This window comes from Enterococcus sp. DIV1067f, from assembly GCF_050543505.1.
Classification (GTDB): domain Bacteria; phylum Bacillota; class Bacilli; order Lactobacillales; family Enterococcaceae; genus Enterococcus_D; species Enterococcus_D entomosocium.
Map to the genome: position 1 here is coordinate 2,508,629 of NZ_CP172940.1, position 11,781 is coordinate 2,520,409.

The following is an 11,781-nucleotide window of genomic DNA, read 5'->3' on the forward strand; positions in this document are numbered from 1 at the left end:
AACAGGAAGCGGCAGTTCATTTTTTTAGGCTTTACCGACCGGAAAAGCTTCACCTACAACGGCATCTTGAGGCAGCTCAAGGATGCCTTTTTTTATTGGGGCACCTTCTAAATGTAGTTCTTTAGCAGAACAGATCATTCCGAAGCTTTCTACGCCACGAAGCGTCCCCGGCCAAATCATCAAGCCATCCGGCATCATTGCGCCAGGTTTTGCGACAACGACTTTCAATCCTTTACGAATATTGGCAGCGCCACAGACGATTTGCAAGACTTCCCCATCTCCAACTTCTGTTTCCGTGATAGACAAATGGTCGCTGTCTGGATGTTCCACACAAGACTTCACATAGCCAACGACGATTTTTGGTTCTGTGTCTGCAGGCAGTTCTTCGCTGAATCCTGCTTCTTTGATCATGCTGTTCAATTGTTGGATTTGTTCTTTCGTCAACGTCACTTGACCACGGCCTTCGATCGTCATCACTTCTGAGATCGCAAAAAAGTTCCAGCCAACGATCGTGCCTTCTTCATTTTTGATTTGGGCAACATTGCCTTTGCGTTCGACGGTTTGTTCTAATCCTTTATCATCTGCTGTGATGGCAAGCAGTGTATCACTGACATATTCTTTGTTATAAGCAAAAATCACGTTTTTTCCTCCTTAGGTACTTACACATTCCGCCCATAATCTTAACAAATTTTTCGGCATCCGTCATGGAATTTCTTTGTTTTCCTTGAAATTCTAGTTATTTTCAAAGACAAAAAAGCCTGAAAACCAGCTACTGCTCATTTGCTAAAGACAATGCTTCATTAGCGAGCAAAATCGCTGATTCTCAGGAACTTCCTTTTGTCACTTGTTACTACCATGCGAACTAAGGAAAAGAACACGGCAGCGACAAGCTTATTTTTTCAAAAATGACCTTACGCTTTGGTTTCTTCAGGAGATACGATCAGCACGTCGCACCGGGCTTCACGGATAACGAAGCTGGCGACACTCCCCATCATGAAGCGTTCCACGGCGTTCAGCCCGGATTGCCCCACCATGATCAAATCGATGTCGTATTGATCCGGTAATTGGGTGGCAAGGGCGTCTTTGATGGAGCCGTAAGCGACGATGCCTTCTACTAGATCAAAATCCACTGATTTTGCGTAGGCTTTGCAGTCGTCGATCAGATTTTTCGCCGTGTCTTTTTCTTGTTCTAAGATGGAACTATCCAAAGGTGCATAACCCATCATGGTCGGCACTTGCTGATCGATGATCGTTGCGGCATAAACCTTCCCTTGGTTTCGACGAGCGACTTCCACTGCTTTTTTGAAGGCTGACATCGCTTGATCTGAACCGTCGATCCCTACTAAAATATTTTGATATCTTTGTGCTTCCATCTTTTTCCCCTCCTATGCTGATTGTACGCTGGTTAAAAAGGCTTCGATCTCTTCTTTGGTTTTGCGATCCTTGTTAACTAACCGTCCCAGCTCCTTGCCGTCTTCGATAACGACGAGGCTAGGAATACCAAAAATATTCCATTCAACCGCTACATCCATGTATTCATCACGGTCGACTTCGACAAATTGAAGATCTGGAAAGTCCGCTTCGATCTCAGGCAATTGCGGTTTGATGTAGCGGCAATCGCCACACCAATCGGCGGTGAAAAAGAAGACATTTTTGCCTTTCTCCACATATGTTGCTAACTCTGCTAAATCTTTTGGAATAATCAAATACTCACCACTTTCTTTTCTTTAAGTATACACCTTTCTTTCAGGGACTACCAACTGACATGCTGATCTTGCAAAGCCCTGCAGAAAAAAAGAGACAACGGGTGGCTGTCTCTTTGCTTTCGTTCGTTCTCGCTTATTGTCCTGCTAAGATCGTATCAACGGTTGAACGATCCAATCCTTTCAAGACTTGAATCACCATTTCCCGTGCCGCTTCAAAATCAGCGATACTGAATAAGGTTTGGTGAGTATGGATGTACCGTCCAGGAACACCGATGACAGAACTTGGGATCCCTTCATTTGCCATGTGTGCTGCACCAGCATCGGTACCACCTTTTGAAACAAAGTATTGGTAAGGAATGTTGTTGCTTTCTGCTGTATCCAACAAGAATTCTTTCATCCGTGGCAACATGATCATGCCTGGATCATAGATTCGCATCAAAGTCCCGGCTCCTAGATGACCAAAGGTGCCATTTTTCGTGACTGTGTCATCCGCTGGCGAGCAATCTACTGCAAAGAACAAGTCTGGTTTGAATTTCGTCACAGACGGACGAGAACCCCGTAAGCCGACTTCTTCCTGAACGTTGGCACCAGCAATCAACGTATGGCCTAATGTTTCCTCTTTCAAGGCTTCAAGTGCTTCTAATACGACCGCACAGCCGTAACGGTTGTCCCAAGCTTTCGAGATGATGTTTTTCCCATTCGCTGTTTTGATGGTTTCCACTTGTGGGACGATCGTATCGCCAGGACGTACGCCAAAGCTTTCTGCTTCTTCTTTTGATTCAAAACCAGCATCAAACAAAATATCTGTCACTTCGACATTTTTTTGACCGCTGCTTCCTCGCAACAAATGTGGCGGTACTGAAGAAGAAACGCATGGGTAATCGCCCTTCGCTGTTTTCAATGTAAACCGTTGAGCAGATACCACATAAGGGTTCCATCCACCTAAAGGAGTGACTTTGAATAAGCCGCGATCGGTGATCGTCGTCAATAAGAAACCAACTTCGTCCATGTGAGCAGCTAACATCACTCGTGGTGCATCTGCTTCTTGGTGGTGACGCAAACCGAAGATGCCGCCTAAGCCATCTTGTTGGATTTCATCTACCAATGGAGTCATCGCTTCACGCATATACGCTCGCACGTCGTGTTCAAACCCGCTGGTTCCTTGTAACTCCGTTAGTTCTTTGATGCGTTGAAATGTTTTTTCTTCCATGATCATTCGAGAAACACGTATCGGTTGTTTGCTGCCCCAAAGAAACAAAGCTGCTTTTTTTGAAAAAGCAACGCTTGCTGTTGCTGTGTTTTCCAGCAATTTTTGGGTGAAACAACGGATGTGCTCTCTTCCTCCTTATTCCTACTGATATTCTTTATTATAGCGCAAATTTCTATTGTTGGTTATTTTTCTTATAGAATATTTCTAAACTATGGTAAACTATTGTTAAGAGAACCTGTGCTTTCACCGAGATCAAAACATTCGGGAAAACTTACTTTAGGAGGGACATTAGATGGAGAATGAGCATCCATTGCATTATTTTAAAAATGGACTGACCATCGGTTTAGGTCTTGGCTTTGCAGGAGGGATTTTTTCAACGATCTGGTTGAAGAAAAGGCAAGCCATGAATGCCGATGATGTCTTAGACAATATAAAAGCGGCGTTTATCAAAGAAGGACCGATCGAAGGTTCTTGGATCAATTTCGAAAAACAACCTTTGCGCAAATTTGCGATCACTTCCCAAGGATATACTGGCGGCATCACCCGCACCGAAGACGGACAGCTTGTCACCTATGAATTTTTGGCAGATGCTCATACCGGCACCGTCTTAGATATCCAACGAGCAATCGTGGAATAATTACTGCACTTACGACCAGCTTCTTAAGAGGCTGGTCTTTTTTCTTTTTAAGCAGTGATTTTACTGAAGTAAGGTCGCAAGGTCCAATACCACGACTTCATCGATGCTGCCGCCTTTTTGGCGATACGCCCATGCCCCACTTTCAAACAAGCAGTACAGCTGCCCTTTTTCTACCACGATCTGTTCAAGGTAATGGGGAAACTTGATGCGCCGCAACGCATGTTTGCGGGTCAGCACCGTTGCATCCTTTGAAAAGACCCATAACTCAGCCGACCCTGGTCCAAAGGAACGTGCCAGCAACAAGTATTCAGTGGTAAAGGCGACACTTTGGACTTTCGTGGTGGTGACCCTTCTCTTACGCGGCTTGATGCGAGGAGATGCTTTGCGACCGCTGTCTGAAAGAACAGGCAGCGGATAATTCGCCACCACACCACCGTTTTTCAAGGCAAAGGTCCCTGAGACAAGTTCACCGCTATCGGCTGCCAAATAGGAGCTGTGAGTGATGCCTGCCAATTCGATGACTTGCTGATAAGCGATCGGCTGACTGGTTGCCAAGGAATCATCTTCCAGCAGTGTCTGCAAAGAAACACACGCCACTCGTCCCATTCCTTTCCCAGTGATGGTTAGCCACAGCACTTGCGTTGCTCGATCAAAGACTAATCCGCCGACATGGGGGCGTTTTGGCAGAACCACCGTTTTCAGATGCCGTCCGCTCGTTCTTTCTATTATATAAAGCTGTGAGTGATGTTCCTGCTGCGAACAGTACGCAGAGAGGAACAAATAGTCCTCCGAAACGGCCAACCCTTGTGGAGTCATTGCCTGACACTGATCCGCATGCTTGTACAGCCTCGTTTCTGCTTTCGCCGTTGCCGTCGTTGCAACTGCGGCAGTAGCTTTTTTTAAACCGGGAACCAAAAGGACTGCTTCCCTTTTTGCCCCGGCTGCCAGCCACGCTTTCCGCACGCTGGGATAACGCTTCAGCTGAGCTGCCAGTGCTTGATTGTGGCGCGCATGTCGGTGCTTTTTCAGCCAGTACACCACAAAAAGGCCAACCACAAACACGCCCAAAAGCAGCAAGATCTCTGTTTGTCTCATTGATTGGCCTCCTTGATGAATTCCCTCTTGTCGGCTGATTCATCAGCCGCTGATTGTTTGTCTAGCTGCAATAATGCTTAGACTACTTGTACTTCGACATCAATGTTGCCACGAGTTGCCCGAGAATACGGACAAAAATCATGGGCTTCTTCTGCGATTTTCTCTGCCTCGGCTTTTTCAACGCCTGGTAACGACACTTCTAAAATCACGCCGATTTGGTAACTGCCGTCCTCATGCTGATACAAAGACACTCTTGCTTTAACTTCGGATTCGGATTCGATGTTATGCTCTTTCAGCATATGCTGTACGGCACCGTTGAAACAAGAAGCATAGCCAGCGGCAAATAATTGTTCTGGGTTTGTGCCCTCACTGTGAAGACCCGGTTTGTCGATTTTCAGGTGAAAACTGCCATTTGGTGCTTCGACCTCTCCGACACGTCCGCCTCGATTGATCATCGCTGTTTCATATTGCTTTTTCATTGAACCTCTTCCTTTCTTTTTTTGACCTACTTCAAGTGTAACGACAATTTCCCGATATGACAAAAGGATTGCTTATGCTTCCTTAAAAACAAAAAAGGCAAACCCAGAAAATCTGGATTTGCCTGTCTATTCGAGGTAATTACTACCCGAAATAAATGAATGGAAACAATTGCTGAATGGACTAGCCGTTTGAACGTCCTAAGAAGAATGAAACAACAGCAACTACAATAACCGCACCAATAATTGATGGGACGATTGCCATTCCAGCAAGTGATGGACCCCAAGAACCTAAGATTGCTTGTCCAATAGCTGAACCTACTAAACCTGCAACGATGTTGGCGATCCAACCCATTGATCCACCTTTATTTGTGATAGCTCCGGCGATCAAACCGATAATAGCTCCTACGATTAATACCCATAACCAATGCATATTTTTCTCCTTCTTTCTTTTAAGTAGTTATTACACATATTATGTTACGCTTAATCCCCGTTTTAGACAAAAGATTTGCACTCAATTTGCAAAAAAAAATTTCAAACCTTGTTATATTAACGTTTACCAGTACTTCTTAATTATCGTTGTAAGAGCTTTAATTCGTTTTTTTTAATATTCGTGCATTTTTTGAAATCGCTTTATTTTTCATTTTGCATCTTCTTCGCTAAACTGAGGGAGAGCCACTCTCATTTTGTCAGATAATTGGCACTTTTTACTCCTCAGTGCGTTTTAGGACAGCTATCTTTTCAGCACTTCAGCTATTTTTCATTAGAGGACGTTTCGATCGTTGCCGATTGGAAATGTCTTCGCAGATTCCCATGTTTGCTTCTAGAGCTCCCAGCGAAAGCGGTACTTATTTGAAAATGACGGGAAAATACTCAGAAAAAAACGGTGTGACTGTAGAAGTTCCTGATTTGCCTTACGCGGATTTATTGAGGATTCTAGTCAGTGCCGACTGCAGCTATGCGCTTACAAAATACGATGCCATTTTTTTCTTCCTCTATCATCGCCATCACCATGCTGCCGATTGCCCGACCAATCATTATGACACTGGAGATCTTCTCCTTCCAGTAGCGATGGAATGATTATATCTGGCCCTTGATCGTCTTGAATAATCCGAAAAAATACACCTTGCAAGTGGCGAACCGCAGCTTGGTGGGCGCGGAAAATATCCATTGGACGATTTTGATTGCTGCCTTGGTAATTTACATCTTGCCTTTGCTGCTGGTCTTCCTCGCCTTTCAGCGCTGGATTCTCGACAGCAATTTGGACAGCGGGTTAAAATAAAAAAATGCCAACTGCTTCGTCGCACCATTCTCCTTTTATGGATGAACGGTGCCACAGAGCAGCGGCGCTTTTTATTTTGAAAAGTCTTTCCGTGACAAGTAAATGGCGGTTAATATCCCAACTAAAATAGCCAAACCAAAGACAATGATCGTACCGATGGCATTGTCTTTTCCTGGCAGTCCCCCGGTGTTGATCCCCCATAGCCCCGCGATCAAGGACGGCACAGCCACCACCAATGCCGCAGAATCTAAGTATTTCATCAGATGGTTTAGATTGTTGTCCATCATATCGGAGAACAAGCCACCAATGGTTTCTAACAAGTCGCGATAGATAGTGACCATTTTCATGGCAAACTTCTGTCGTAGCTTAATGTCATAAACGAGTGCTTCATTATCCAAACGATCCAAAAATTCTTTGCGATCCATCAAACGATCGACAGTATGGTTCTGATCCCGTAAGGTGTGATCCAGATAGACCATGTCTCGTTCGGTATCGGCTAAATTAAACAATTCGTTGTTTTCCGTCGTTTTACGGGCTGCTTCATCTAGTGCATCGATCTGTTTCTTCATTTCCTGCAGACCTTTGATGTAATGGGTGTAGATCATCAGCGTCGAGTAGGCAACAATATCTTCATACCGTTGAATATCTTGCTCATGCTTTTCAATCAGGCGTTTAATCAGTGTAGATTGATGAGAGACATACGTGATTAAAAGATCTTTGGTATAAATAAACGTCACCGGTTCTAAACGATCTTCGATGCGGTCTTGTGTCACTTCTGACAAATCGATCAAGGTATAAAGAATCGGATGATTTAACTTAGTGTTACGTAAGTATTCCAAACGTGAGACTTCTTCCGGTTCATTGGCGCCAATAAAAATATCTTCGGGCAGTTGATACTTATCTAACAAGTGGCGTTGTTCCTCTGGATCTGTCCCAGAAACCACCAGCCAATTGTAATCTTCCTCCGAGGATTCCCTTATTTTTCGGTCGTCCATTTTGTAATACTGAAACATGGTGACTCGCTCCTTTTCTAATTCTCTCTTAATTTAACTATCTAACGCTTCTCGCTTTTTGTCAAAGTAAATGGCTTTTCTTTTTGGAGCTTTTTTCATTTTGAACTAAGTGCATTTTATTAGACGAACCTTTCGATTCATGAGAAACTTTTTATGGGCCCAATAAAAAATTTTAGGAGGAATAGTATGTTTCGTCATCAAAAAGAACTACAGTTTGAAGCTAAACCAGAAAAACCAAATCCGTTAGTTGCGAAATACCTTCAAGAATTAATCGGTGGACAATATGGAGAGATGAGTGTTGCCATGCAATACTTATTCCAAGGATGGAGCTGCCGTGGGGAAGAAAAATACAAAGACATGTTAATGGATATCGCTACTGAAGAGCTTGGACACGTTGAAATGTTGGCAACGATGGTTGCACGTCTGCTGGAAGGTGCACCTGTGGAAGATCAGGAAGCTGCCATGAAAAAAGACCCAACGATCGGTGCGATCATTTCCGGAATGAATCCGCAACATGCCATCGTTGCCGGCTTAGGACCACGTCCTGCTGATAGCGTCGGCAATCCATGGTCAGGTGCGTATATCATTGCTAGTGGCAACTTGCTTGCTGATTTCCGTGCCAACTTAAATGCAGAATCACAAGGTCGTCTGCAAGTAGCACGCATCTATGAAATGATCGATGACCGTGGGGTCAAAGACTTACTTTCGGTCTTATTAGCGCGTGATAGCTACCACCAAAATCTTTGGGCAGCTGCCGTGAAAGAATTGGAAGAAAACGAAGGCTCGATTTTAGTGCCGACTACCTTTGACCGCAAAAACGAACGCTTAGATATCGCTTATGATTTCTATAACTTCTCAGAAGGCGACCAAAGTAAAGAAGGCTCTTGGGCGAAAGGCAAAGCCCTTGATGGTGAAGGCGAATACCAATGGCTAGACGAACCAAAGATCGAAGGAAAAGCGCCAAAACTCGATCAAGTCACACCAAAAATGTATGGCACACCGCCTGAAAAATAATTTAATCAAAAAGAGCAATTGTTTCTGAAACAGAAACCGTTGCTCTTTTTTCTTTGTCTGAGCAAGTTGGTTACGTTCCTGGCAAAAAAGCGTTAGAGTAGAATGTAAAGAAAAGGAGGAATCATTTTATGAAAGCACCTTTACTGACATTAAACGACGGCAATTTACGCCCCGCCGTGGGCATCGGTACCTATCAGATCCGCGGTGGCGAAGGGTTGAGCCAGCTGCAAGCAGCGATCGCTGACGGGTATCGATTAATCGATTCTTCAACCAATTATGACAATGAAGGCATTGTCGGCAAAGCGATCCGTCGCTCTGGTATCCCACGTTCAGAATTTTATATCACCTCAAAATTACCGGGAAAATACCATGGCTATGATGATGCCTTAACCAGCATTCAAGAATCCCTTGCTCGCATGGGACTCGACTACTTCGATGCCTTTTTGATCCACTGGCCATTACCAAAACGCGGCAAATATGTCGAAGCTTGGCAAGCCTTAGTGACCGCCCAGAAATTAGGTTTGATCCGTTCCATCGGCGTTTCCAATTTCGAGCCAGAACATTTGGATGCCATCATTGAAGCAACTGGTGTGACCCCTGCGCTAAATCAAATTGAGATCCATCCTTACTGGGTCCAAGAACGAATGGTTACAGAGAACAAAAAACGCGGCATCGTAACTGAAGCTTGGAGCCCATTAGGCCGCGGCAGCGATGCCCTGAAAGAACCACTGATCACTGAATTAGCTGAGAAATACCAAAAATCAGCTGGTCAAATCATCTTGCGCTGGCATGTGGAACGTGGCATTTTGCCCCTACCTAAATCAAGAAACCTCGCCCATCAACGAGAAAATCTTGCGATCTTCGACTTTGAACTGACTGAAGATGAAATCAATCAAATCAATCAGTTAAACAAAGCAGACGGCCGCATCGATGGTCAAGACCCAAATGAGTATGAAGAGTTTGAATAAACAATGATACCTAAAAAACATCATCTGCTGCTCCTTGATCAACGGAGTAACAGATGATGTTTTAATATCAATAATAAACGAATTTGCTTCCCTACTTACAGCTGATAATGGATCGCTTCTTGGTACTTTTCAAACAGGGACTGGTTCAATTCATCCCCGCCGTCTAGATTCGCTGAGTAAAAAATCGGCGGATAGTCGACACCGGCTTCTTTTAGTTTTTGGCAAACTTCAACGATGATCGCATTTAAGATCGTTGCGCCGACTACGGTGGATGTAGGTCCGACTTTTTGTTCTACGTCTGGAATCGTACACGCAGCATCGCCAATCTCCCCATGATTGTCGATGACGATATCCGCCGTTTCAAACAAACGCAAGCCTGATGTATGACGGCTGCTGACTGTTTTCGAATAGGTAAGGTTCGTTAATGCGATGATCTTGACCCCTTTTTCTTTGGCATGAAGCGCCATATCGATGATAACTGGGTTTCGCCCAGACACCGAATGCAAGATCAGCACATCGTCTGCTGTAAAGGGCTGTGTCGCCGCCAAGGCACTACCGTAGCCTTCTAAGCGCTCCATTTTACTAGTGAAGGTGATTGGGCTGCGATCAAGCATCAGTTCTCTTCCAAAGATCGCGTTGATCGTCATCATGCCGCCTGCTCGATAATACATCTCTTCGGCTAAGATCCCAGCGTGACTAGCGCCAAAAATGTAGATGGCTTTTTTGGTCAAGTTGGCTTGCGTCAGCAATTCAATGGCTTGCTCAATCGCTGGTGCTTCTTTTTCTTCTACAATAGACAATAGTTCTTTTGCTTTTTCAAAGTATTGAAACATTTAAAACCCTCCAAACAGCTTGCCGATCAATTCACCAAGGATGCCCCATAGAGATAAATCGTTCCCACCGAAAATCAAGATCCAGTTTTGAATCGTCGTTGAGAATAACGCTGCAGAGATCCCAACGAGTGCTACCATAACGACAGAAGCTGTGATCGTACCAATAATGGCCCCTCGCAAGCCCCCTTGTCCTTCACCGATCACCGCAGCACCGCCACATTCAAAGAAGCTGGTGATGACTAAAGGAACGATCAAAATGCCAAAGACGTTGGTGGTATTGGCAATCACCACTAAAATCGTTGAGGTGATCATCGCCACGATAAAGCCGATGATTACAGCATTTGGACGGTAGTTGAACAAGATTGGCACATCAAAAGCTGGTTTTGCTCCAGGAACGACTTTTTCTGCGATCCCTTGAAAGGCGGGAATGATTTGGTTGATCAATAGACGTACCCCATACAACATGATCAATAATCCTGCACCGAAGTTCAAGCCAGCATCAACCGCAAACATCACCAAGTTGCCCCCTTCAGGAACTAATACGGGCGCAATCAGACCGATAACGATATTCATCAAAAACATCACTAACGCGCCAGTAATCGATATTTCACGGAAAAACGATAGATTTTCTGGCACTTTCAAATCTTCCGTCGATTTTTCTTTGTTTCCGACCCGTTTTGCAACAAAGCCTGAAACCAATGACAAGATCCCCGTTGGATGACCGATCAAGAATGAATCATCGCCTGTGGCATCCCACACATATTTACGCATGATCCATGGCATGAAGGACCAGTAACAAGCAGATAGAACCGCCCCTAAGATCAACAGTGGGATTCCGGTAAGTCCGCCTTCAACGCCCCCAGCGACGATGACGAATGGGAACCACCACAACATGTGACCGGTGAGGAAAATCGTCTTCACAGGTGTAAAGCGAGCAATCAATAAATGAATGATCAGGCCGAAAAACATCGCTAAACCAACTGTTCCGCCGTATTCTGCCGTAAAGGTGATGTCAGAGAGTCCATCTGACACAGCAACGCCTAATTGTGTTTGAACCGCAGCATTGATCGGTGCGATCGTTCCCACCAACATGTTTACCCCAGCCGTCAATGCCACCATCCCGAAGGAAGCTGTTAAGGTTCCTTTGACGACTTCTGCGAAGGGCTTTCTTTGTACCAATAACCCAATCATGGCAATGATCCCCAGTAGGACTGGCGGATTTTTTAAAATATAATCCGTGACAAAATTCATGATTATCCCTCTCTTTCAGCTAAAAATTTTTCCATTTGCTGTTTGACTTCTTCTTTATCCATATACTTTTTGATTGGATAAACGGGTGCTTTCACGGATGCTTTTAACTCATTCAATAATTCATTACTCGTAAAATAGACATCTGCTGGTGTCGCTTTTGCCGTTGATAAATCAGTATTCTCGGCAGTTGCCGTCAACCCTAACTCTTTGATCACCTTATCGATCGTCATCTTCAATACCATTGAGCTTCCTACACCAAATCCACATACTGCTAAAATTTTCATATTCTTTTCCTC

Annotated in this window: 16 protein-coding genes; 5 read left to right on the forward strand and 11 right to left on the reverse strand. The window is 44.5% G+C overall.

What is annotated here, in order from left to right:
- Nucleotides 1–24: 24 nt before the first annotated feature.
- The 4 genes from ytpR to pepA all read right to left on the reverse strand — a co-directional run bounded on the left by ytpR (nt 25) and on the right by pepA (nt 2,916).
- Complete coding sequence (ytpR, locus tag IGJ42_RS11555) at nt 25–639, reverse strand: YtpR family tRNA-binding protein (RefSeq protein ID WP_430615488.1); 615 nt, start codon at nt 637–639, stop codon at nt 25–27.
- A 272-nt stretch (nt 640–911) separates the two neighbouring features.
- Entirely contained in the window at nt 912–1,373 is a 462-nt protein-coding gene (locus IGJ42_RS11560; protein ID WP_005225429.1) for a universal stress protein, read from the reverse strand.
- 12 nt (nt 1,374–1,385) lie between these two features.
- Nucleotides 1,386–1,706, reverse strand: coding sequence for a thioredoxin family protein (locus IGJ42_RS11565; RefSeq protein ID WP_016613643.1), 321 nt, complete (start codon nt 1,704–1,706; stop codon nt 1,386–1,388).
- A 133-nt stretch (nt 1,707–1,839) separates the two neighbouring features.
- Nucleotides 1,840–2,916: a glutamyl aminopeptidase gene (gene pepA, locus IGJ42_RS11570; RefSeq protein ID WP_034872382.1), complete on the reverse strand. Its 1,077-nt coding sequence runs from the start codon at nt 2,914–2,916 to the stop codon at nt 1,840–1,842.
- Between the two features lie 292 nt (nt 2,917–3,208).
- On the opposite strand from pepA, the gene IGJ42_RS11575 reads away from it, so the two are divergent.
- Nucleotides 3,209–3,553: a peptidase gene (locus tag IGJ42_RS11575; RefSeq protein ID WP_005234590.1), complete on the forward strand. Its 345-nt coding sequence runs from the start codon at nt 3,209–3,211 to the stop codon at nt 3,551–3,553.
- A 60-nt stretch (nt 3,554–3,613) separates the two neighbouring features.
- On the opposite strand, the gene IGJ42_RS11580 is transcribed toward IGJ42_RS11575, so the two are convergent.
- The 3 genes from IGJ42_RS11580 to IGJ42_RS11590 all read right to left on the reverse strand — a co-directional run bounded on the left by IGJ42_RS11580 (nt 3,614) and on the right by IGJ42_RS11590 (nt 5,557).
- Nucleotides 3,614–4,648 (reverse strand): hypothetical protein, encoded by a 1,035-nt coding sequence (locus IGJ42_RS11580; RefSeq protein ID WP_430615490.1) that lies wholly within the window; start codon nt 4,646–4,648, stop codon nt 3,614–3,616.
- A gap of 77 nt (nt 4,649–4,725) precedes the next feature.
- Nucleotides 4,726–5,127 (reverse strand): Ohr family peroxiredoxin, encoded by a 402-nt coding sequence (locus tag IGJ42_RS11585; protein WP_005225423.1) that lies wholly within the window; start codon nt 5,125–5,127, stop codon nt 4,726–4,728.
- 181 nt (nt 5,128–5,308) lie between these two features.
- Nucleotides 5,309–5,557 carry a GlsB/YeaQ/YmgE family stress response membrane protein gene (locus IGJ42_RS11590; RefSeq protein ID WP_005225422.1) on the reverse strand — a complete coding sequence of 83 codons (249 nt, stop codon included), beginning with the start codon at nt 5,555–5,557 and terminating at the stop codon, nt 5,309–5,311.
- A gap of 425 nt (nt 5,558–5,982) precedes the next feature.
- On the opposite strand from IGJ42_RS11590, the gene IGJ42_RS11595 reads away from it, so the two are divergent.
- Entirely contained in the window at nt 5,983–6,204 is a 222-nt protein-coding gene (locus tag IGJ42_RS11595) for a hypothetical protein (protein ID WP_225869361.1), read from the forward strand.
- 13 nt (nt 6,205–6,217) lie between these two features.
- Entirely contained in the window at nt 6,218–6,406 is a 189-nt protein-coding gene (locus tag IGJ42_RS11600) for a hypothetical protein (protein WP_061054430.1), read from the forward strand.
- A gap of 71 nt (nt 6,407–6,477) precedes the next feature.
- Here IGJ42_RS11600 and IGJ42_RS11605 read toward each other — a convergent pair whose 3' ends face one another.
- Nucleotides 6,478–7,419, reverse strand: coding sequence for a magnesium transporter CorA family protein (locus tag IGJ42_RS11605; protein ID WP_016621424.1), 942 nt, complete (start codon nt 7,417–7,419; stop codon nt 6,478–6,480).
- Between the two features lie 186 nt (nt 7,420–7,605).
- Between IGJ42_RS11605 and IGJ42_RS11610 the strand changes: the two genes are divergently transcribed.
- Both IGJ42_RS11610 and IGJ42_RS11615 read left to right on the forward strand, forming a co-directional pair.
- A complete protein-coding gene (locus IGJ42_RS11610) occupies nt 7,606–8,433 on the forward strand; it encodes a manganese catalase family protein (protein WP_034872349.1) in 828 nt (275 codons plus the stop codon).
- 128 nt (nt 8,434–8,561) lie between these two features.
- A complete protein-coding gene (locus IGJ42_RS11615; RefSeq protein WP_016621425.1) occupies nt 8,562–9,401 on the forward strand; it encodes an aldo/keto reductase in 840 nt (279 codons plus the stop codon).
- A 95-nt stretch (nt 9,402–9,496) separates the two neighbouring features.
- Here the strand turns inward: IGJ42_RS11615 and IGJ42_RS11620 are convergent, their stop codons facing one another.
- The 3 genes from IGJ42_RS11620 to IGJ42_RS11630 are packed head-to-tail and all read right to left on the reverse strand — an operon-like array spanning nt 9,497 to nt 11,769.
- On the reverse strand, nt 9,497–10,234 hold the full coding sequence (locus tag IGJ42_RS11620) for an SIS domain-containing protein (RefSeq protein WP_430615493.1): 738 nt from the start codon (nt 10,232–10,234) through the stop codon (nt 9,497–9,499).
- Entirely contained in the window at nt 10,235–11,485 is a 1,251-nt protein-coding gene (locus IGJ42_RS11625) for a PTS ascorbate transporter subunit IIC (RefSeq protein WP_005234555.1), read from the reverse strand.
- Between the two features lie 2 nt (nt 11,486–11,487).
- Nucleotides 11,488–11,769, reverse strand: coding sequence for a PTS sugar transporter subunit IIB (locus IGJ42_RS11630; protein WP_005225413.1), 282 nt, complete (start codon nt 11,767–11,769; stop codon nt 11,488–11,490).
- Nucleotides 11,770–11,781 lie beyond the last annotated feature (12 nt).

Coding starts and splice junctions, on each gene's coding strand:
- pepA (WP_034872382.1), bottom strand. CDS start 2,916: ATGGAAGAAAAAACATTTCAACGCATCAAAGAACTAACGGAGTTACAA.
- IGJ42_RS11620 (WP_430615493.1), bottom strand. CDS start 10,234: ATGTTTCAATACTTTGAAAAAGCAAAAGAACTATTGTCTATTGTAGAA.
- IGJ42_RS11630 (WP_005225413.1), bottom strand. CDS start 11,769: ATGAAAATTTTAGCAGTATGTGGATTTGGTGTAGGAAGCTCAATGGTA.
- IGJ42_RS11560 (WP_005225429.1), bottom strand. CDS start 1,373: ATGGAAGCACAAAGATATCAAAATATTTTAGTAGGGATCGACGGTTCA.
- IGJ42_RS11605 (WP_016621424.1), bottom strand. CDS start 7,419: ATGTTTCAGTATTACAAAATGGACGACCGAAAAATAAGGGAATCCTCG.
- IGJ42_RS11615 (WP_016621425.1), top strand. CDS start 8,562: ATGAAAGCACCTTTACTGACATTAAACGACGGCAATTTACGCCCCGCC.
- IGJ42_RS11580 (WP_430615490.1), bottom strand. CDS start 4,648: ATGAGACAAACAGAGATCTTGCTGCTTTTGGGCGTGTTTGTGGTTGGC.
- IGJ42_RS11625 (WP_005234555.1), bottom strand. CDS start 11,485: ATGAATTTTGTCACGGATTATATTTTAAAAAATCCGCCAGTCCTACTG.
- IGJ42_RS11590 (WP_005225422.1), bottom strand. CDS start 5,557: ATGCATTGGTTATGGGTATTAATCGTAGGAGCTATTATCGGTTTGATC.
- IGJ42_RS11575 (WP_005234590.1), top strand. CDS start 3,209: ATGGAGAATGAGCATCCATTGCATTATTTTAAAAATGGACTGACCATC.
- IGJ42_RS11585 (WP_005225423.1), bottom strand. CDS start 5,127: ATGAAAAAGCAATATGAAACAGCGATGATCAATCGAGGCGGACGTGTC.
- IGJ42_RS11595 (WP_225869361.1), top strand. CDS start 5,983: ATGACGGGAAAATACTCAGAAAAAAACGGTGTGACTGTAGAAGTTCCT.
- IGJ42_RS11610 (WP_034872349.1), top strand. CDS start 7,606: ATGTTTCGTCATCAAAAAGAACTACAGTTTGAAGCTAAACCAGAAAAA.